At 71.0% G+C, this 18241-nt stretch carries 16 protein-coding genes; 11 read left to right on the top strand and 5 right to left on the bottom strand.

Features of this window, described 5'->3' with window-relative positions; translation table 11 throughout:
* The 3 genes from AB1634_13370 to AB1634_13360 form a co-directional block, all read right to left on the bottom strand.
* A partial coding sequence (locus tag AB1634_13370) for a hypothetical protein (GenBank protein ID MEW6220505.1) occupies window positions 1–933 on the bottom strand: 933 nt, incomplete at its 3' end.
* Window positions 930–2147: a carboxypeptidase-like regulatory domain-containing protein gene (locus AB1634_13365; protein ID MEW6220504.1), complete on the bottom strand. Its 1218-nt coding sequence runs from the start codon at window positions 2145–2147 to the stop codon at window positions 930–932. The genes AB1634_13370 and AB1634_13365, both read right to left, overlap by 4 nt.
* Window positions 2144–2701, bottom strand: coding sequence for a hypothetical protein (locus tag AB1634_13360; protein ID MEW6220503.1), 558 nt, complete (start codon window positions 2699–2701; stop codon window positions 2144–2146). Before AB1634_13360 ends, AB1634_13365 begins: the two co-directional genes overlap by 4 nt.
* A 234-nt stretch (window positions 2702–2935) precedes the next feature.
* Here AB1634_13360 and AB1634_13355 point away from each other — a divergent pair, with 234 nt between their 5' ends.
* From AB1634_13355 to AB1634_13320, 8 genes are read left to right on the top strand one after another with little or no spacing between them, the layout of a single operon-like run.
* On the top strand, window positions 2936–3811 hold the full coding sequence (locus tag AB1634_13355; GenBank protein MEW6220502.1) for a carboxypeptidase-like regulatory domain-containing protein: 876 nt from the start codon (window positions 2936–2938) through the stop codon (window positions 3809–3811).
* A 10-nt stretch (window positions 3812–3821) separates the two neighbouring features.
* Window positions 3822–6302 carry a right-handed parallel beta-helix repeat-containing protein gene (locus AB1634_13350; protein MEW6220501.1) on the top strand — a complete coding sequence of 827 codons (2481 nt, stop codon included), beginning with the start codon at window positions 3822–3824 and terminating at the stop codon, window positions 6300–6302.
* The gene (locus tag AB1634_13345; protein ID MEW6220500.1) at window positions 6302–7021 is read left to right on the top strand and encodes a carboxypeptidase-like regulatory domain-containing protein; all 720 of its coding nucleotides are present in this window, start codon (window positions 6302–6304) and stop codon (window positions 7019–7021) included. The genes AB1634_13350 and AB1634_13345 overlap by 1 nt, the downstream gene beginning before the upstream one ends.
* 19 nt (window positions 7022–7040) lie before the next feature.
* The gene (locus tag AB1634_13340) at window positions 7041–7610 is read left to right on the top strand and encodes a hypothetical protein (GenBank protein MEW6220499.1); all 570 of its coding nucleotides are present in this window, start codon (window positions 7041–7043) and stop codon (window positions 7608–7610) included.
* Window positions 7611–7623: 13 nt separating this feature from the next.
* Entirely contained in the window at window positions 7624–8736 is a 1113-nt protein-coding gene (gene yedE / locus AB1634_13335) for a YedE family putative selenium transporter (protein MEW6220498.1), read from the top strand.
* A complete protein-coding gene (locus AB1634_13330; protein ID MEW6220497.1) occupies window positions 8699–9718 on the top strand; it encodes a right-handed parallel beta-helix repeat-containing protein in 1020 nt (339 codons plus the stop codon). The genes yedE and AB1634_13330 overlap by 38 nt, the downstream gene beginning before the upstream one ends.
* Window positions 9715–11007 carry an MFS transporter gene (locus tag AB1634_13325; protein ID MEW6220496.1) on the top strand — a complete coding sequence of 431 codons (1293 nt, stop codon included), beginning with the start codon at window positions 9715–9717 and terminating at the stop codon, window positions 11005–11007. Before AB1634_13330 ends, AB1634_13325 begins: the two co-directional genes overlap by 4 nt.
* Before the next feature lie 27 nt (window positions 11008–11034).
* Window positions 11035–11229, top strand: a complete 195-nt coding sequence (locus tag AB1634_13320) for a ferredoxin (protein ID MEW6220495.1) — start codon at window positions 11035–11037, stop codon at window positions 11227–11229.
* Between the two features lie 86 nt (window positions 11230–11315).
* Here the strand turns inward: AB1634_13320 and AB1634_13315 are convergent, their stop codons facing one another.
* Together AB1634_13315 and AB1634_13310 are read right to left on the bottom strand one after the other, a co-directional pair.
* Window positions 11316–11717 carry a YkgJ family cysteine cluster protein gene (locus AB1634_13315; GenBank protein ID MEW6220494.1) on the bottom strand — a complete coding sequence of 134 codons (402 nt, stop codon included), beginning with the start codon at window positions 11715–11717 and terminating at the stop codon, window positions 11316–11318.
* Window positions 11718–11724: 7 nt separating this feature from the next.
* Window positions 11725–12486, bottom strand: a complete 762-nt coding sequence (locus AB1634_13310; protein ID MEW6220493.1) for a Nif3-like dinuclear metal center hexameric protein — start codon at window positions 12484–12486, stop codon at window positions 11725–11727.
* Between the two features lie 190 nt (window positions 12487–12676).
* On the opposite strand from AB1634_13310, the gene AB1634_13305 reads away from it, so the two are divergent.
* The 3 genes from AB1634_13305 to AB1634_13295 all read left to right on the top strand — a co-directional run.
* Window positions 12677–15979, top strand: coding sequence for a transglycosylase domain-containing protein (locus tag AB1634_13305; GenBank protein ID MEW6220492.1), 3303 nt, complete (start codon window positions 12677–12679; stop codon window positions 15977–15979).
* A complete protein-coding gene (locus tag AB1634_13300) occupies window positions 15976–17610 on the top strand; it encodes a hypothetical protein (protein ID MEW6220491.1) in 1635 nt (544 codons plus the stop codon). Before AB1634_13305 ends, AB1634_13300 begins: the two co-directional genes overlap by 4 nt.
* A 249-nt stretch (window positions 17611–17859) precedes the next feature.
* A partial coding sequence (locus tag AB1634_13295) for a chemotaxis protein CheA (GenBank protein ID MEW6220490.1) occupies window positions 17860–18241 on the top strand: 382 nt, incomplete at its 3' end.

The raw sequence follows: 18241 nt of genomic DNA, 5'->3' as shown, positions 1-18241 counted from the left end.
GGGCCGCCCGCCCGGCCCGCGGCGGCCGGCCGCCGCGGGTGGTGCGGCCAGGGCCGGTTGGAAGAGGACGCGGCCCAGGCCGGGATCCCGGCGGCCGTCGAAGAGGGTGGCCTCGATGGCCCCGGCCTCCGGGCTGCCCCACCAGTTGCCGGCCGCCTCCAGGTCCCACATCTGCTTTTCCCCCAGGCTGAGGTTGTACCAGCCATTGCCGGCCAGCAGGTTGCCCCGGATGGCCAGGCGGCCGGTGTTCCAGGGCACGCCGCTGCGGTCCGGCTCGAAGAAGTCGGTGATGTTCTGGCCGGAAGGGGCGAGAAAGATCCCGATGCGGTTGCCGCTGATCCGGTTGTTCAGGAGGCCCACCGGCCCCTCCATGCGGGTGAAGCGGATGCCCAGATCGTTGTCCACGAAGTCGCTGTGCTCCACCAGAAGATAGGCGCGGCCGAAGCGCAGCCCCTCCTGGTTGCCGGCGAAGAGGCAGTCCGCAACCCGGGCGGTGGCAAAATGGACTTGCAGCCCGGAGAAGGCGTGGTGGAAGCGGCAGAAGCGGAAGAGACTCTCGCCGCTGGCGGCAAAGAGCAGCACGTACGACCAGTCCCGGGCGGCCGGCGCCGCGGCCGCCGACTGGAAGACGACGGGCGCCTCCGGTGTGCCCTCCGCCAGGATCCGGCCCAGCACCCGGATCTCGCCGTCGCCGATGCCGTCGTGGTTGCGGTCCTGGGGCTGAAATTGGACCCGGGTGCCGGGCAGGAGGCGCAGGGTGGCCCCTTTGGCCACCACCACCACGCCGGTGACCAGGATCTCCCCGGACCAGACGGTGTCGGCAATGAGGACCGCCTCCGCCTGCGGGCGGACGGCGGCGGCCCAGCCCGGACTGGCCAGACCGGCCAGGAGCGCCAGCCCGGCGGCAAGATCAGCCAGCCGGAAGCCCCTCATGGCCGCTCCTCCGGGGCGGCCGGGCCGGGGCCAACCGGCAGCAGGGCGGCAAAGGAGGGCTCCGGCATGATCGGCCCGGCCAAAAGCTCGATGCCGGCGCGCATCTCCCCGGCCGCCACCGCCAGGGAGTGGTTGGCCGAGCCCTGGTAAAGGCCGAAGCGCTCGCCGGCCACCGGGGCGGCGCCCAGATGCTCCCGGGCCTGCAGGTAGTAGCTGCCGCCCGCCGGCAGCCGCAGCCGGAAGCGGCCCGCCTCGTCGCTCATGGTCATGGCCGGGGTGAGGAGCCTTATGGCGTGCATCTGGAACAAAGGATGCTGGTCGGCCGGGTAGGCCGTGACGTAGAGCCCGGCCAGGGGCAGGCCGGCCAGGTCCACCACCTGGCCCTGGATCAGGGTGGGCGGGCCGGAGCCGGCAGCGCCGGCGGGCATCTGCGGGGCGGGCACCCCGGCCAGGGCCGTCTGGCGGCGGTCGGCCTGCCGCCGGCCCCGGGGATCGACCGCCGCCGGATCCAGGAACGCGGCCAGGTCGTCCCGGGGGTAGCAGGAGATGGCCAGCTCGCAGGACTGGCCGGCGGCCAAAGTCAGCGGGCTCGCCGCCGGCAGGCAGAACAGGTCGCCCGCCGCCAGGGGACCCAGGGCGCCCGGGCCCTGGCGCTGGCGGCCCACCACCACAAAGGCGCCGGCCTCCAGCGTCAAGGCGAAGCGGCCGTCCGCTTCCAGGGTGCGGGTCTGCAGGCCCATGCCCCGGTAGCGGCCGTCCTCCGCGGCGTATACCGAGACCGAGCCCCGGTCGAGGGGCTGGCCCTGGAAGAGGAGCTGGCCGCGGATGCCGGTGGGGCCGGGCCGGCACTCCGGCTCCCCGGCTGGCACCAGCAGGATGGGCAGCCAGCGCTCCTCGCCGGTCACCGCCAGGGGGTTGAGGCCGTGGTAGGCGAAAAGAGGGCCGTCCTCGTCCTCGCCCTGGGCAATCAGATAGTAGGAGCCCGCCGCCAGCTCCAGGCGGAACTGGCCAGGCTTCTCCCCTGGCTGGCTGGCCACAGCGCCCTGCCGGGTCAGGAAGGCGTCAAGGCTGGGGAAGGCCAGCACGGTGGCGCCGGCCACCGGGCCCCGGCGGGAGAGGGCGATGCCCTGTACCACGGCGGCCAACGCCTCGCTGCCGCAGCCGATGACCGCGACCAGGACAAGGAGCCCCGGCAGGGCGGCGGGAAATCTCACTCCACCACCTGGATGGGGATCTCTTGACCTGCCGCCCCTTCGAAAAAGGCCCGCAGGCGGGGCCGGCCCGGGTCGACCATGGAAACGATCACCTGGTAGAGGCCGCTCTTGTCGGCCAGGATCCGATCGAGACCGGTGGGGGTGTCCCGGCGAGGATCATGGGGCCAGCCGACCCGGTGCATATGATAGATGGCGAGGAGGGCATCGCCGGCCGCCGCCGCGGCATCCAGATGCGCGGCCAGCTCGCCGGGATCGGCGACCCAGCCCCGCCGCTCCGGGGGCGTTTCCGACGGCACGGCATGGGCGGCCATGATCGCGTCCATGAGGCCCCGATACGGCTCCTGATCCCGGACGTTGCGGATGAGGGGGATGGTCCGGTGCACCACCAGCCGGCGGTCTGCCTTCATCCCGGCCAGAAGGCCGAAGGCCTTGGGCTCCCGGGTCTCGCCGGGCAGGAAAAGGCCGTTCAGCTTGCGCCGGCAGTGGGAAACAAGGATCTCCGCCTGGGCGGCGGGCAGACACAGACAGGCCTCGGGGTTGAAAGCCAAGCCCATGGGGAGCTGTTCCAGGAAGGGCCGAAAGCGATGGGACGAAGCGCGCAGGCGCCACACGGTAGAATCGAAATCTACCCGAGCTGCCGGGGGGATGCAAGACAGGGCCGGCGCCGGCCGCAGCAGGCGCCGGCCCTGGCAGATCCAGGGATTCTACGGTAGAGTAGCACCTGGAGCCGAGGTCGGGGACGCTGCCGCCGGCCGTTTCTCCTCTTTGAAGCTTCAGGAGGCCACATCATGAGACAGGCCTGGCGGGCCGCTGTCGTCCTCGTCGCCGTTGTCACGGCCTTGTCCTCCGGGGCCGCGGCTCAGCCGCCGGCTGGCACCGGCACCGTGAGCGGACAGCTCATGGCCGAGGGCCAGCCGCTGGCGGAAGGGGTGATCGCCTTCTTCAACCTGGCCACCGGACCGGCGCCGGACCAGGGCACGGTCCGCCGCATCCCGGACGGGGTGGCGGTGGTGGCCCAGGGCCGCTTCACCATCCAGCTGCCGCCGGGCCGCTACCATCTGGGAGCCCTGGCCAGGCCGGTCGCCGCCGGTCCCGGGCCACCGCGGCCAGGGGAGAAGTTCTATTTCGCCCGGGACGGCGAGGGCCGGCTCCGGATCCTGGAGGTTTTGGTGACCGGGCTGGAGGCCGGTGATATTCCGGTGCAGCTGGCCACTGGTTTTGCCGAGCGCGGCGAGACCTTCGCCGTCCAGGGCCGGGTGCTGGACGAGGAGGGCAAGCCTTTGCCCGGCGTGGTCATCCTGGTCAAGAAACAGCTCAACACCCCCCGCCCGGACTTCGCCTCCGATCCCACCGCTGCCGATGGCTCCTTCAGCCTGCACCTGCCGGCGCCCGGTCCCTATTATCTCCTGGCCCGGGAGCATCTGGGCATCGGCCGGCCGCTTTCCGGCAGCCGGATCGGCATCTTCGGCGGCGCCGAGCCGGCCCAGGTCCAGGGGGCGGCCGGGGCCACGGTGCCCGGCATCGAGATCCGGGCCGCCAAGGTGCCGGAGCCTGGCGCCGACCGGCCGGAGGTGATCACCGATCCCGCCAAGGCCGAGGAGAAGCGGGAGGAGAAGCTCCGGCAGCGGGAGCAGGTGATGCCCTTCGGTGGCAGCGCCCCCTGATCGAGGAGCCATGGGCTTTCCGGGTCTTCTCCTGGCGCTCCTGGCGCTCCTGGCCCTGCCGGGTGCGGCTTTGGCCCGGGTGCTGGCGGAGGATGCCCTCTGGCAGGGCACGGTGGAGCTGCCGGAGGATCTCCTGGTGCCGGCCGGACGCACCCTGACCATCGCCGCCGGCACCCAGGTGCTGGTCGAGCCCGCGGACAGCACCCGCATCGATCCCGAGTACCTGGCCCATGGCACCGAGATCGCGGTGCGCGGCCGGCTGCGGATCCTGGGCACGGCTGACCAGCCGGTGCGCTTCCTTCTGGCCTCGGCCGGTGACCGGGAGCGCTGGGCTGGCCTGGTCGTGGACGGCGGCAGCCTGGAGGCGGCCGGCGCGGTCATCCGGGATGCCGAGGCCGGGGTGCAGGTGCAGGCCGGCAGCGCCAGCCTGGCCGGGGTCGTGGTGGAGGCCTGCCGCTACGGGGTGGTGGGCCTCGGGCCCCGGGCGGAGCTGACCCTGAGCCACTCCGCCATCCGGGACAACGACTACGGGCTCCTGCTCCTGGCCGGCGCCCAGGCCCGGGAGGAGGAGCTGACGCTGGCCGGCAACCGCCGGCGGGATCGCCTCTTCCGGCCGGCGGTGCCGGTGCCGGTGGAGCCACCGGCCCCCCAGCCGGCGGGGCTGGCCGAGCGGCCCCTGGCCCGGGTCTATGGCGACGAGGCCCTGGTGGGGGAGACCCTGTGGCAGGGCCGGATCCTTGTCCAGGGCACCGTGCGGGTGCCGGCAGACAGCCGGCTGGTCATCCTGCCCGGCACCCTGGTGGAGGTGGCCCGCCGGGATACGAATGGCGATGGCTACGGCGAGAACGGCCTGTCCATCCAGGGCCTGCTGGTGGCCAAAGGCACCCCGCATGCGCCCATCGTCTTCCGCTCCGCCGAGCCCCACCGGCAGCAGGGGGACTGGGACGCCATCAACATCCTGGGCAGCGACCAGGGCGACAACCTGGTGGAATTCTGCCGCATCGAGGACGCCTTCCGGGGGCTGCACTTCCATTTCTCGACGGTGACCGTCCGGGGCAGCCGGCTGGCCAACTGCCTGCGGGGGATGCAGTTCCAGGAGTCCCTGGTGACGGTCCGGGACAGCCTGTTTCTGGGCAACACCTCCGCCCTGCAAGCCCGGGACTCGGAGGTGCTCCTGGCGGGCAACCACTTCCTGGACAACGGCCAGGGCGTCAATGTCTTCCGTCTCGGCCTCACCGCCGCCGGCAACCTCTTTGCCGGCAACCTGGGGGACGGCCTGCGCATCCGGGAAGGGGTGTCGCGCCTTTTCGGCAACACCCTGGCTGGCAACCGGTCCGGCCTGGTGATGGCCGATGCCCGCTACGCGGTGCTCCAGGGCAACCTCCTGGCCGCCAACCACGAGGCTGGCCTCACCTTGCGCAGTTGCGACCACCTGGAGGTGAGCGGCAACGCCATGCTGGGCAACGGCCTGGCCGGGATCAACCTGGCGGACGTCCGGGCCGAGATCCGCGGCAACCTGGTGACCGACAACGGCGAGCGGGGTCTGGCCATCCAGTCCTTTGCCGGCAGGATCTCCGGCAACAATCTGGCGGCCAACGGCCTGTACGCCATCGGCATCGAGGCCAGCTCTGATATCGACGCCACCGGCAACTGGTGGGGGGGCTTGGATCCGGCCACGGTCATCTACGATGGTGCCGACGAGGCTGGCCTGGGCCGGGTGCTGGTGGAGCCCCCGGCGCCGGCGGCCTTGCCCTTCACCTGGCCCGTGGCCAGGGTGCCCTGTGATTCCACCTGGCGGGGCGCGGTGCGCCTGGAGCAGCGGGTGACGGTGCCGGCCGGGGTGACCCTGACCCTGGCGGCCGGCACCACGGTCACCTACCCGCGGCCCGCCACCCTGGCGGTCCACGGCCTCCTGGCGGCCCGCGGCGGGCCGGCGGCCCGCATCCGCTTCCAGGCCGGGGGCGAGGCCGGACCGGACGACTGGGACATGCTCTATTTCGAGCATGGCAACGGCAGCGTGCTCTCGGAGGTGGATTTCGTGGCCGGCAGCTGGGCGATTCACAGCCACCTCACCGACCTGGCGGTGACCGGCTGCCGCTTCCTGGACAACCGGGGGGGCATCCGCTTCCACGGCGGGCCGCTGGCGGTGCGCGGCTCCCTGTTCGCCGGCAACGGCATCGGGCTGCGCGCCTTCCGGGGGCTGGCCTCGGTGGAAGGGAGCGCCTTTGTCGCCAACGAGATCGGCGTCTTTGTCCGGGAAAAGGGCAAGCGGCTGGCGCTCCATGACAACAACTTCCTGGACAACCGGCGCTACGCCTTCCGCATGGGGGATTTCGCCGAGGACGACGTGGCGGCCGGCCACAACTACTGGGGCGCGGCGGGTCCTGGGGCCAGCATCTTCGATGGCGCCAGCGAGCCGGGGATCGGCCGGGTCCTCTACGAGCCGGTGCGCCTGGAGCCGGTGGCCATGACCCTTGCGAGGACGCCCTGATGGCCTGGTGGCTGGCGCTCTTCATCCTGCTCGCCGCTGGCCCGGCCCGGGCCGCCGAGCCGGCGATCCTGGCCGGCCGCCTCCTGGATGGGCAGGGCCAGCCGGTGGCCGGGGCCGAGGTCCTGCTCTATGACTCGGCCCAGGTCAAGCGACCGGCGGATTTCATCTCCCCGCCCACCGCGGCCGACGGCCGGTTCCGGCTGCAGGTGCCGGCGGGCCGCTACTGGGCGGTGGCCTTCTGGCGCCGCGCCGGCAGCCGGGTCGGGCCCTTGGCCCCGGGGGATCGCCATTCCGGCGAGCCCCGGATCGTGGATCTGGCCCCGGGGCAGGAGAGCGCGATCGAGCTTCAGGTCCTGGACCTCCAGGAGGCGGCCCGGCTGAGCCAGAAGCGGGGCGCCGAGACCGTTCAGGTCTCTGGCCGGGTGCTGGATGCGGCGGGACAGCCGGTGGCCATGGCCTATGTGCTGGGCCACCGCCAGCCGACCTGGCAGGGCCTGCCCGCCTATCTGTCCCCCTGGACCGGGCCGGACGGCCGCTTCCTCCTGCACCTGCCGGCTGGCCGCCTCTTTCTGGGCGCCAGCCGCCAGTTTCCGCCGCCAGCCATGACCCTGCGCCAGGAGCTCGTCCTGAGCACGGATCAGGAGGAGCTGGAGCTGGTCGTGGCCGGGCCGGCGCCAGGGGAGGCGCCAGCCGCCGGCCATGACGACGAGGAGCCCTGAGCTGGACCGGATGGACTCTATGGATCGGATGGATAGCGGGCTGGGCCGCCGCTCGGCGTGTGGCAACGCCCTGGCGGCGCTCGACGCCCTGGACCGCTGGTCGATCCTCGCCCTGGTGGTGCTGGTCCTGGCGGCATCCTGGCTGGTCTGGCAGGCCTGGGGTCAGGCAGGGCCGGAGGGGAGCGTCCTGCCGCCGGCGGCCCAGACGTCGATCGTGGGGCCGGATTTCGAGCCCCGGGTGGACCAGGCCCGGGATATGCTGGCCGGCGACAATCCGGAGCTGGCCGAGGAGCTGATCCGCGGCCTCACGGCCGACTATCCTTACCAGGGCTGGCCCCATTTCCTGCTGGGCGAGCTGGCGGTACGCCGGCAGCAGCCGGTGGCGGCCATGCTCGCCTTCCGGGACGCCCTGGACCGCAACCCGGATTTTCTGGACAAGAAGACGCCGCTCTTCCAGGGCAAGAAGATCAGGAATGCGGTGGCCGAGGCCGAGGTCGCCCTGACCGCCCGGCCCGGGGATGCGGAGGTGCAGCGCCTGCGCAAGGTCCTCCACTACATGAAGCGCCGGATTGCCGGCAGCTGCGGCTGAGGGAGCGAAGCCCATGCGGGTGCAGCCAGGCCGATTCATTCTCATGGGCCTTCTTCTCGGGGTGGGCGCGGTGCTGCTGTCCTTTCTCGGCAACCCGGCCAACACCGGCATCTGCGTCTCCTGCTTCCTGCAGAACGTGGCTGGCGCCCTGGGGCTCCACGACAACATCCGCATGCAGTATCTGCGGCCGGAGATCCTGGGCTTTGTGCTCGGCGCCTTTGCCGTGGCTGTGGCCCGCCGGGAGTTCCGGCCCCAGGGCGGCTCGTCGCCCCTGGTCCGTTTCCTGGTCGGCATCCTCCTGGTCATCGGCTGCCAGGTCTTCATCGGCTGCCCGATCAAGCTGTTCCTGAAGCTGGCAGCGGGCGACCTCGGGGCCTTCATCGGCCTGCTGGGCCTGGTGGTGGGGGTCTACATCGGCCTGGCCTTTGTGGAGAACGGCTTCCGGCTGGGCAGTCCTGGCCCCACCTCCTCCACCAACAGCCTCATGGTGCCCCTGTTCATGGCCTTTCTCCTGGTCCTGGCGGTGGCCAAGCCGGCGTTTCTGGCGGCCAGCGACAAGGGGGGAGCGGCCCAGCACGCCCCCTGGCTGGTCTCCCTGGGGGTGGGGCTGGCCATCGGCGGCCTGGCCCAGTACACCCAGTTCTGCGTCACCGGCGGGATCGCCCGGCTCTTCCTCTGGGGGCCCCGGGAGATCATGAGCTGCCCCCGCTCCACCGGCCTGGTCATCGCCATCGCCGCCTTCCTGGTGTCGGCCCTGGCGGCCAATCTCGTCACCGGTCAGTTCCGTCTCGGCCTTGCCGGTCAGCCCAGCAGCAACGCCGACCACGGCTGGGCCTTTCTGGGCATGGTGCTGGTGGGCTTCGGCTCGATCCTCATCCGCGGCTGCCCCTTCCGGCAGCTGGTGGCCGCAGGCCAGGGGGACAGCGACGCCGGCGCCACGGTCATGGGCATGCTGGTGGGGGCGGCCCTGGTGGAGAACTGGGATCTGGGGGCCGGCGTCGCCGGCACCCCGGTGAACGCCCAGGTGGCGGTCCTTTTGGGCCTCGCTGTCCTGGCAACGATAGGCCTTGTGAACAGGAAGAGGGGATATGGCATCGCACCCGAATACCAGACCGGCCTGGATTGAGCGCCCCGGGCGCTCCTGGCCAGGCCTGGCTCTGGCCGGGATTCTCGGCCTGGCCGCCGCCTGCGACCGGCAGCCGACCCTGGAGCTGGGCAAGACGGTTCTTGGCCAGGACACCACCTGGACCGGCACGGTGGTTCTGGCCGGCGACGTGGAGATCCCGCCGGGCATCACGCTCACCATCGCCCCGGGCACCACGGTCCGCTTCCGGAAGATCGACGAGAAGAGCGACCAGAACCTCTATGTCCCGGACTCGCCCTATTATCCCCAGGCGGAGCTGATTGTGCGCGGCCGCCTGCTGGCCGAGGGCCAGCCGGGCCAGGCCATCGTCTTCACCTCGGCGGCGGCGGATGCCCAGCCCGCCGACTGGGGGGCCATCAACTTCCTGGGCAGTGCGGGCAGCGTCATCCGTCACGCCAAGATCCTGTGCGCCTACAACGGCGTCCATGCCCACGGCTCCCAGCTGCGGATCGAAGACAGCGAATTCGTCAAGAACGGGGTGGCCATCAGCTTCAAACGGGAGGAGGAGACCCCGGGCGTGCCCTGGTTCGGCCGGGATTCCGACCTGGTCATCGCGGGCAACCTCATCACCCGCAACAAGGGCGGCATCACCGGCCGGAACGCCCGGGCCGAGATCGCCCACAACGAGATCCGGGACAACAAGTTCTTCGGCATCTGGCCCAAGGAAGACAGCCCGATGTTCATCCACCACAACGAGATCACCGGCAGCAAGAAGGGCCTCTATCTCTATCAGGCCCGGGGGCTGCGGGTGGAGAGCAACAACATCTACGACAACACCGACTACGACATCGGGGTCGCCGAGGCCCAGGACTACCCGGTGGATGCCCGGGGCAACTGGCTGGGCACCACCGATCCGGCCCGGATCGCCGAGCGGATCTTCGATCATGCCGACGATCCGGAGCTGGCCGAGATCCTGGCGCTGCCCGCCCTGACCGCGCCGGTGGCCTGGGAGAAGAAGCGATGACCGACAGCGGCAAGGCCACCTGGCTGGCCGCAGGCTCCCACTTTCTGTGCCACAGCTACATGTCCCTCCTGCCGGCGCTCCTGGTGGTGGTGGCCGGCGACAACGACCTGAGCTTCACCACCCTGGGGCTGGTGGCCAACGTGGGCTACTTCCTCTATGGCCTGGGGGGGATCCCCGCCGGCCTCCTGGCCGACCGCATCGGCTCCAAGCGGATGTTGACCCTGGGGGTCTACGGCATGAGCGGGGCGGCGCTCCTGGTGGGGGTGGCGCCGGGTGCCATGGGCTTCATGGCCAGCTACGCCCTCCTGGGCCTGGCGGCCAGCATCCATCATCCCGCTGGCCTGTCCCTCATCGCCCGGCGGGTGGCGGTCAAGGGGCGAGCCCTGGGCCTGCACGGGGTGCTGGGCAACCTGGGGCTCTTCCTGGCCCCTTTGGCGGCCAGCTTCCTCTTCTGGCTGTCCGGCACCTGGCGCACCGCCTACATCGCCTGCGGGCTCCTGGGCCTGGGCTTCGCCTTCTTCCTCGGCCGCAGCCGGATGGCCGGCGAGGCGGACCTGGACTGGGGCACCGTGGCCAGCCTGCCGCGCCAGCTGGTGGCCGGCCGTGCCAGCCGTACCGGCCAGCCGGCCGGGGAGCTGCCGTTGCGGCCGGCAACCGCCGGGATATCGGCGGCCCTCCTCCTGCTCCTGGCAGGCAGCGTACTCTCCGGCTTCATCTTCCGGGGCTCCCTGACCTTCTTCCCGGCCCTGTTCGCCCGGGAGGTGCACGCCATCGCCAGCCAGGAGCAGCCGGTGGTGGCGGCCGGCATGCTCACCACGGCGGTCCTCTCCCTGGGCCTGGTGGGGGCCTGGCTGGGGGGCTGGGTCAACGACAAGCTCCGGTATCCGGAGCTCTATCCGGCCGTAGTCTTTGCCATCGTCACCCCGGCCCTCTACCTGGTGGGCCGGGCCAGCGACAGCCCGCTCATCGCCGCCAGCGCGCTCTTCAGTCTGGTCTACTACACCTGGCAGCCGTCCCAGAACTATCTCATCGCCAAGTACACCCGCCACGGCTCCCACGGTGCCGGCTTCGGGGTGAGCTTCTTTCTGCTCTTCGGCATGGGCTCGCTGGCCACCACCGTGGGGGGCTATGTGGCCGATCGTCATGGCGTCGACCGGATCTACACCCTGATGGCCGGGATCGGCCTGGTGGCCTTCGTGGTGGCGGTGCTGGTCTGGGTGGCCAGGGCCGCGGAGCTGCGGCTGCCCTGGCGCCAGGGCCGTTCGGCCCAGACCGTTCCCGGCCCGTGAGCAGCCGGTGGCTGCAAGGAGACAACGATGCTGCATCCCGTGGTTGAGCTGGCGGAATGCACGGTCTGCGAGAGCTGTGTGGCGGTTTGCCCCGAGGTCTTCCGGGTGAGCGCCGCGGGGGGCTACATCGAGGTGATCGAGCTGCCGGCCTATCCGCAGGAGCGGGTGGCCGAGGCCATCCGCTACTGTCCGGAGCGCTGCATCACCTGGGAGGAAGGCTGAGGGGTAGACTCACAACGAATATCGAAGAGCGAACAAGGAATATCCAACCGCAGAAGGGACTGGCCGTGCCGGATCCGAAACGTCAACTACCGGTCCCTTTGACCTTGGACATTCCCTGTTGGATATTCCGCGGTTCGTCCCTGCCAGGCCTGGCGGAGGCTGGCCTCCACCCGGGGGGCGATGGCGACAAGGAGATCGGCCCGCTCCAGGTAGGGGCAGGGCCGGCCGTAGGGGAAGCGCCGGCACTGGGACGGCCGGGCCTCGTGGACGGTGCAGCGCTGGCACAGCCGGTCCGGGGCCAGGAAGATGCAGGCGCCGTCCGGCTGCACCCGGAAGGTGGAGCGGCCTTCGAGAAAGCGCCGCCGGGCCTCGCCATCCCGGATCCCGAAATGCCGGGCCAGGCGGTTGATATCCGCAGCGTCGATGAGGAGCCGGGAGCCGGGCAGCCGGTAGCAGCAGTAGCCCGGGCAGTGGTGGCAGTAGAGCATGGCCGGCTCACATGCCGGTGGGCAGGCGGACGAGCTCGGCCGGCAGCTGGAAGGTGGCGGTCAGGCGGCCGGCCAGCTCCATGAGCGACCAGCGCTCGGTCTCGTAGTGGCCGGCGAAGGCGACGCTTATCCCCAGCTCCTGGGCGATGTGGAACACCTGGTGGCTGGTCTCGCCGGTGATAAGGAGGTCCACCCCCCGGCCGGACGCCTCTTCCAGGGTGCTCTGGTCGGCACCGGCACCGCTCACCACCGCGATGCGGCGGATGGCCGGCCGGCCAAAGGCCAGGAGCCGCACCGGGGCTCCGAACAGCCTGTCCAGGTGCTCCGCTGCCGCGGTCAGGGGCAGCGGCGCCGCCAGATCCCCGCAGCAGCCGATGGCGATGCCCTTGTAGAGACCGAACGGGCTCAGCCCGGAAAGGCCCAGGGCCCGGGCCAGGACCGCGTTGTGACCCAGCTCCGGGTGGGCGTCCATGGGCAGGTGCATGGCATACAAGGAAAGGTCGTGCTCGATCAGGAGCCGGAACCGCTCGCGCCAGTAGCCCACCAGCGGCAGGGGCCGGCCCCAGAAGAGGCCGTGGTGCACGATGACGTAGTTGAGCCCCAGCCGGCCCGCCTCGGCAAAAAGCGCCGCGCAGGCATCCACTCCCAGACAGAAGCCGGTCACCGTGGCGCTGCCTTCGGCCTGCAGGCCGTTGAGGGCGCTGTCGGTGAAGCGCTCCGGGGTGAAGAGACCGTTCAGATAGGCAGTGACATCCGCAGCCTTGACCATGGGCTGTTCCTTACACCACCGGCGGTGGAAGCGCAAGAGGCCGCGCCCGGAGCGTTGGGGTTGATTTTCCGGCCGAAAGAGGGCAGAATGCGCCGATCGTCCGCCCGACCTCCATGAATCCTGCCAACGGGCCCCGGGCATCGGCTAGCCGATCCCGGCCCGTTTTTTTGTTGCCTTCGCTGTTGGCCCCATGCTGCGCAAGCTCGCCTACGCCATCCTTGCTCTTGTCGCGATCGCCCTGACCGGTCTGGCCGGCGGCTACTGGTGGCTCGTGGTCGCGACCTCCGACCAGGCCATCGCCCCGGAGCGGATCAACGCCATCCTCGCCCTGGAGAGCCCGGTCTTCTACCGGGACGGGGTGCACAAGGTGGGCGTCTTCTTCGAGGAGGCGCACCGGGACTACGTGACCTACAGCCAGATCCCGAAGGCCTTTGTGAACGCCCTGGTGGCGGCGGAGGACCACACCTTTTTTGACCACCACGGCGTGGATCCGGCGGCCATTCTTCGGGCCTTCCTGGCCAATATCCAGGCCGGCCGGGTGGTGCAGGGCGGCAGCACCATCACCCAGCAGACCGCGAAGAACCTGTTCAAGCGCAGCGGCCGCACCGTGGGGGTCAAGCTCCGGGAGATGGTGGTCGCCCTGCAGCTGGAGCGCCGCTACCGCAAGGAGCAGATCTTCGAGTTCTATGCCAACCAGTTCTATGTCAGCGGCAACCGGGTCGGTCTGGGGGTGGCGGCGCGCTATTTCTTCGACAAGCGGGTGGAGGATCTCGACCTGGTGGAGTGCGCCTTCATCGCCGGCAGCGTCAAGAGCCCCAACACCTACAACCCCTTCATCAAGCAGGGAGAAGAGGCCATCCGGGAGGCCCGCCTGCGGGCCAAGCAGCGGGCCGCCTATGTACTCGGCCACATGCGGGACCTGGGGATGATCGACGCCGAGGCCTGCCAGGCGGCGCTGGCCCGGGAGATCCCCTTCCAGCGCGGCGAGCTGCCGTACGGGGTCAACACGATCATGGACCGGGTCCGCCGCGCCCTGGCCACCCCCGAGGTGGAGGCGGCCCTGACCGCCCAGGGCATCGATAACGTCGCCACCGCGGGCCTGCGCATCGTCAGCACCGTGGACTGGCAGCTGCAGGAATCGGCGGAGGGCACCCTGCGGGAGGAGCTGGCCCGGCTGGACCTCCGGCTGCGGGGCTACGAGCGGCAGGAGGTGCAGGCGGCCTACCAGCAGGCAGCGGAGAAGACAGCGGCCGACGTGACCGCGGGTGCCTGCCTCTTTGCCCGGGTGACGGCGGTGGACCCCAAGGCGGGGGTGATCACGGTCGCCCTGCCGGCCCCGGCCGGCCTCACGGCCCCGCCCATGGGCCAAGTGGCTGGCACCGGCCTGGCGATGGCTGTGGAGGCCTTTGGCAAGTGGCAGGCCGCCAAGGCCAGTGCCGCGGTGCAGGCCCAGCTGCTGGGCCAGATCCGGCCCGGGGACCTGGTCTATGTCCGGGTGCGGGGGGCCGGTAGCGACGGCATCCTGGCCCTGGACCTCCTCAAATATCCGGAGATCCAGGGCGCCGCCCTGGTCTATCAGGAGGGGCGGATCCGGGCCATGGCCGGCGGCTTCGACAATCTCTTCTTCAACCGCGCCGTAGCCGCCAGGAGGCCCATGGGCTCGGTGATCAAGCCCCTGGTCTATGCCGCGGCCCTGCAGCTGGGCTGGAGCAACCTGGATCTCCTGGACAACGAGCGCAACGTCTTCATCTTCCAGGGCCGGCCCTACTTCCCGCGGCCTGACCACGAAAGCCCGCACAGTCGGGTCTCCATGACCTGGGCCGGCGTCTCTTCGGAGAACCTTGCCACGGTTTGGCTCCTTTACCATCTGTGCGACCAGCTCAGCCCCGCGGATTTCCGGGATCTGGCCCAGCGGCTGGGCCTGGTGCAGGCGCCGGGCGAGTCCGCTGAGGCCTTCGGGGCGCGGCTGCGGGATCGCCACGGGGTGTGGGCACACGAGGCAGCTCTCCGCCAGGCGGCTTACGAGCAGGCCCGGGAGGAGGTACGCACCGACCTCATCTTCGACAACGGCACCACGGAGCTGGAGGCCCTGGCCAGCCTGGAGTACGGGGCGGGCTTCGACGACTTTCTGGCCGCCGAGCGGGCCGCGGCCACCGAGGACCCGGATGCCGCCAGGGATCTGCCGGTGCGGGAGCGTCTTCTGGCCCGTTCCTACCTCAAGCTGGCGGCGCTGCGCCAGGAGCTGCGCGGCTACGCCGCCGGCTGGCCGCTGGCGCCGGCCGACTCGGCCGGCGAGGAGCCGGCTGGCACCGGCGCCCGGCTCTACCATGAGCCGGTGGCCGATGCCTGGCTCTTTTCCACCCGTTATCCGGGCGGCAATTGGCAGCCCCAGGACCGGGAAGAGGTGGCGGCCCGGCTGGCCGGGATGACGGCCCGGGAGCAGGAGGCCTTCTGGGGCCGGGTGCGGATCCAGGACGAGCTGTCGGTGGCCACCGTCGATGCCTTGGCCCGGCGCCTGGAAGAGGTGTACAGCCGGCTGCGCCAGGCAGATTCCCGGAGCTTCGAGGTGTTGAGCCGGCTGCGGGACTACCGCCTGGTGGTGGGCCTCCAGTATTTGGTGGGCCTGTGCCGGCAGCTGGGGATCGAAAGCGCCCTGGATCCGGTCCTCTCCTTTCCGCTGGGCTCGAACGTCATCTCCCTCCTGGAGGCGGCCCGGGCCTACGAGGCCCTGGTGACCGGCTCGGTGTGGTCGATCGCCGGCACCGGCATGAGCCAGGAGCTGGACATCATCGAGCGGATCGAAACCGCCGACGGCGAGGTGCTCTATGCCCCGGATCGGCGGGCGCGGCCGGTGCTCGCCCCGGGCACGGCGCTGCGTCTGGCCGATATCCTCAAGAACGTGGTGGACTGGGGTACCGGCAACTTTGCGGCGCGCACGGTGCGGCTGGACAGCAGCGACCCGGAGCGGGCCGGCCGCCTGCGCGCCGCCAATCTGCGCTATCCTCTCCTGGGCAAGACCGGCACCGCCAATCGCTTCACCAACGCCGCTTTCGTCGGCTACGTGCCGGCGCTGGCGGCCGGCGGCCAGACGGCCACCCTCACCGGCGGCCACGTCCTGGCGGCCTATGTCGGCTTCGATGACAACGAGTCCATGGTCCATCGCGGCACCCGTATTTCGGGCGCGGCCGGCGCCCTGCCCATCTGGTCGCCGGTGGCGTCGGCGCTCTTGGCCAGCTCCGGCGTTGGCGACCAGGTGGGTCTGGCCGGGCTCGCCAGCCAGGGCCTTGGCCGCGTGCCGCTGGTCCTGCCCGATTTGGGGCAGGTGGAGGTGGTGGTGGCCAGCGGCAGCGGCCGGCCGCTGGCCGTGGCGGCCGGCACCGATGCCGCAGGACCCCGGCTTGTCACCTTCCTGGCCGGCACCCCTGCCGGCTCTCTGACTCCCATGCGCGAATACCGGCCCTATTGGCAAATGGCGGAGCTTGTGCATCCATGAAACGATCGGTCCTGTCCGTGGTTGTAGCCTTGGCTGTCGGAGGCGCGGGGTGCTCGCTGGCCCCCCAGACGGTGCGCACCCCTGTGCCGGCGCCACCGCCGCCGGTGGTGGCCCCCCCGCTCCCCATCCAGGCGGAGCCGCTATTGGCCTGGCCCGAGGCCGGCTTTCTGGAGGGGCGCCTGGCCGCCGCCCGCGGGCGGTTGGCCGCCTGGCAGGAGCTGGACCAGCGCCGTTCGGCCGCCGGCAGCGAGCTAGGCGATCCGGGTCAATGGCAGGCCTGCGTGCGGGAGCTGGAAGGCATCGACCGGGACTACCAGTTCCTGCGGGCCCGGCAGTCTGTGGCCCGGGACGGAGCCATCGGGGAAGAGGATCTGGAGGCGATCTTCCGGACGCACCGGCGGGACTTCGCCTTCCTGGAGGGGGAGTGCCCGGCGCTCATGGCCCAGGAGGAGGGACGCCTGGCGGCCGGTCCCATCCCGGTCGTGGTGCCGGAGCCTGAGGCCGCGGGCGGGGAGGTGCCGCCCGCTCTGGCCGAGGCCCTGGCGGCCGGCCGCTTTGCCGAGCTGGTGGCCGCCTATCGGGAGCTGGAGGGCAGTTCGCCGGAGCTGGCCCGGACGACCCCGGCGCGCAAGGCCTATGCCCTGTCCCTGATCCGCATCGGCCAGCTGGACGAAGCGGTCACGGTCCTGGCCGATCTTCTGGACCGGGGCCTGGGTCTGGAAGAGCTGTGGGTCCTGGGCCGCTACCAGGCCGATCTGCTCCTGGCCCTGGGGCGCTTCGCCGAGGCCAGGGCGGCCTACAGCCAGCTCCTGCGCATCCGGGCCCTGCCGGGCCTGGATGAGATGTGGATCGGGGACAAGCTGGCCCTCCTGGAGGACAGCGGCGAGACGGCCGAGGGCCTGCCGGCCTTCGCCGCCCTGATGCGGCAGTGGCTGCTTCTGGACGGTCTGGCGCTGCCGGACGGCATGGCCGGCCAGGTGGCAGCCCTGGAGGGCGCCTATCCCGGCTCGGCCCTGGCGGCCCGGGCCCGTTATCTCCTGCAGATGGCCGAAGACCGGATCCGGCGCCGGGCCGCCGATCTCCTCCTCCAGGTGGACACCCAGATCCAGCACGGCGATCTCGGCCAGGCTCGCCAGCTGCTGGAGGAGGTGCTGGCCCAGCCCCTGCTGCCGGAGATCCGGGAGGTGGCGGAAAGGCTCTTGGCCGATCTGGAGGCAGCCAGCGCCTCCCATGCCGAGGCCCGGCAGCGCCTGGCTGACCAGGGTGAGGAGGAGCGCTGGACCGAGGCGTTGCGGCTCCTGGATCTGGGCCAGTACGACGCCGCCATTCCCATTCTGGATTCCCTCCTGGACACCAGCCTGGCCGACCAGGTCCGACCGCGGCTGGCGGAGGCGGTGGACGCCTCAGCCGGCGAGAAGCGGCGCCAGGCGGCCGAGCTGTTCGCCCAGGCCCGGAGCACCAGCCAGCCGGCGCTGCGGCGGGAGAGGCTTTCGGCCAGTCGCGCCCTGCTCCTGGAGATCCTGAGCCGTTATCCGGGCATTCCTTTGGCCGACAAGGTGCGCCAGAATCTGGCCACCGTGGAAGCCTTCATGGAGGAGACGGATCCGGGGCTGCTCCGTGCCGCCCCGTAGCGCCGGCCCTACGCCGGGGCCGCCTGGCCGGCGGCCCCTCTCCCCGGCCTGGCCCGCCGCCGGGCCTTGCGGCGGCGGGAAAAGGGCTTGCAAAGTCCTTACGGCTCCTGGCACACTACTATGAAGATGGCAAGAACCGGCCGTGCCCGGCGGCCTTGGCCGGCGGCTGCGGCCTTTTTTTATGGCGCTGCCGGCGGCGGGCAATGGAACGGCTCCCGGGCACGAGTCGGGTGTGAGGAGGAGTGATGCATGGATGCTGCTGACAAGGCGATATCGCGCTATCTCGACGATATGGCCTTGAAGATCCTCATGGTTGAGCCGGGCGATCTGTCCGTGGTGGGCGAGATCCTCGAGATCCTGGAGCAGATGCTGGCCAGCGCCACCGTGGCCGCTCTTCCAACCTTGCAGCCGATGATCCGGGTCTTCAAAGAGGTCCTGGAAAAGATCATCATGGCGGAGCTGGCGGATTCCGCCGAGAATTTCGAGCGCCTGGGCGAGGCGGTGAGCGTCATGCAGGAGACGACCCGTCTGGGCAACGAGGCCGGGCCGTCGCTTTTCACCCGCTTCCTGGCTGCGGTCCAGGCCACCGGTTTTGTAGCCGCGGCGACTCCGGCGCCGGCGGCGCCGGAGT

This window comes from Thermodesulfobacteriota bacterium, assembly GCA_040755095.1.
Lineage (GTDB): Bacteria > Desulfobacterota > Desulfobulbia > Desulfobulbales > JBFMBH01 > JBFMBH01.
Note: the sequence above shows the minus strand (reverse complement) of the source record. Positions and strands in the feature narration are given on the sequence as shown.

Excerpts from the sequence above, each read along its gene's own strand:
- AB1634_13315 (MEW6220494.1), bottom strand. The coding sequence starts at position 11,717 with ATGCTCTACTGCCACCACTGCCCGGGCTACTGCTGCTACCGGCTGCCC.
- AB1634_13305 (MEW6220492.1), top strand. The coding sequence starts at position 12,677 with ATGCTGCGCAAGCTCGCCTACGCCATCCTTGCTCTTGTCGCGATCGCC.
- AB1634_13345 (MEW6220500.1), top strand. The coding sequence starts at position 6,302 with ATGGCCTGGTGGCTGGCGCTCTTCATCCTGCTCGCCGCTGGCCCGGCC.
- AB1634_13355 (MEW6220502.1), top strand. The coding sequence starts at position 2,936 with ATGAGACAGGCCTGGCGGGCCGCTGTCGTCCTCGTCGCCGTTGTCACG.
- AB1634_13320 (MEW6220495.1), top strand. The coding sequence starts at position 11,035 with ATGCTGCATCCCGTGGTTGAGCTGGCGGAATGCACGGTCTGCGAGAGC.
- AB1634_13350 (MEW6220501.1), top strand. The coding sequence starts at position 3,822 with ATGGGCTTTCCGGGTCTTCTCCTGGCGCTCCTGGCGCTCCTGGCCCTG.
- AB1634_13340 (MEW6220499.1), top strand. The coding sequence starts at position 7,041 with ATGGATCGGATGGATAGCGGGCTGGGCCGCCGCTCGGCGTGTGGCAAC.
- AB1634_13300 (MEW6220491.1), top strand. The coding sequence starts at position 15,976 with ATGAAACGATCGGTCCTGTCCGTGGTTGTAGCCTTGGCTGTCGGAGGC.
- AB1634_13360 (MEW6220503.1), bottom strand. The coding sequence starts at position 2,701 with ATGGGCTTGGCTTTCAACCCCGAGGCCTGTCTGTGTCTGCCCGCCGCC.
- AB1634_13330 (MEW6220497.1), top strand. The coding sequence starts at position 8,699 with ATGGCATCGCACCCGAATACCAGACCGGCCTGGATTGAGCGCCCCGGG.
- AB1634_13310 (MEW6220493.1), bottom strand. The coding sequence starts at position 12,486 with ATGGTCAAGGCTGCGGATGTCACTGCCTATCTGAACGGTCTCTTCACC.
- AB1634_13325 (MEW6220496.1), top strand. The coding sequence starts at position 9,715 with ATGACCGACAGCGGCAAGGCCACCTGGCTGGCCGCAGGCTCCCACTTT.
- yedE (MEW6220498.1), top strand. The coding sequence starts at position 7,624 with ATGCGGGTGCAGCCAGGCCGATTCATTCTCATGGGCCTTCTTCTCGGG.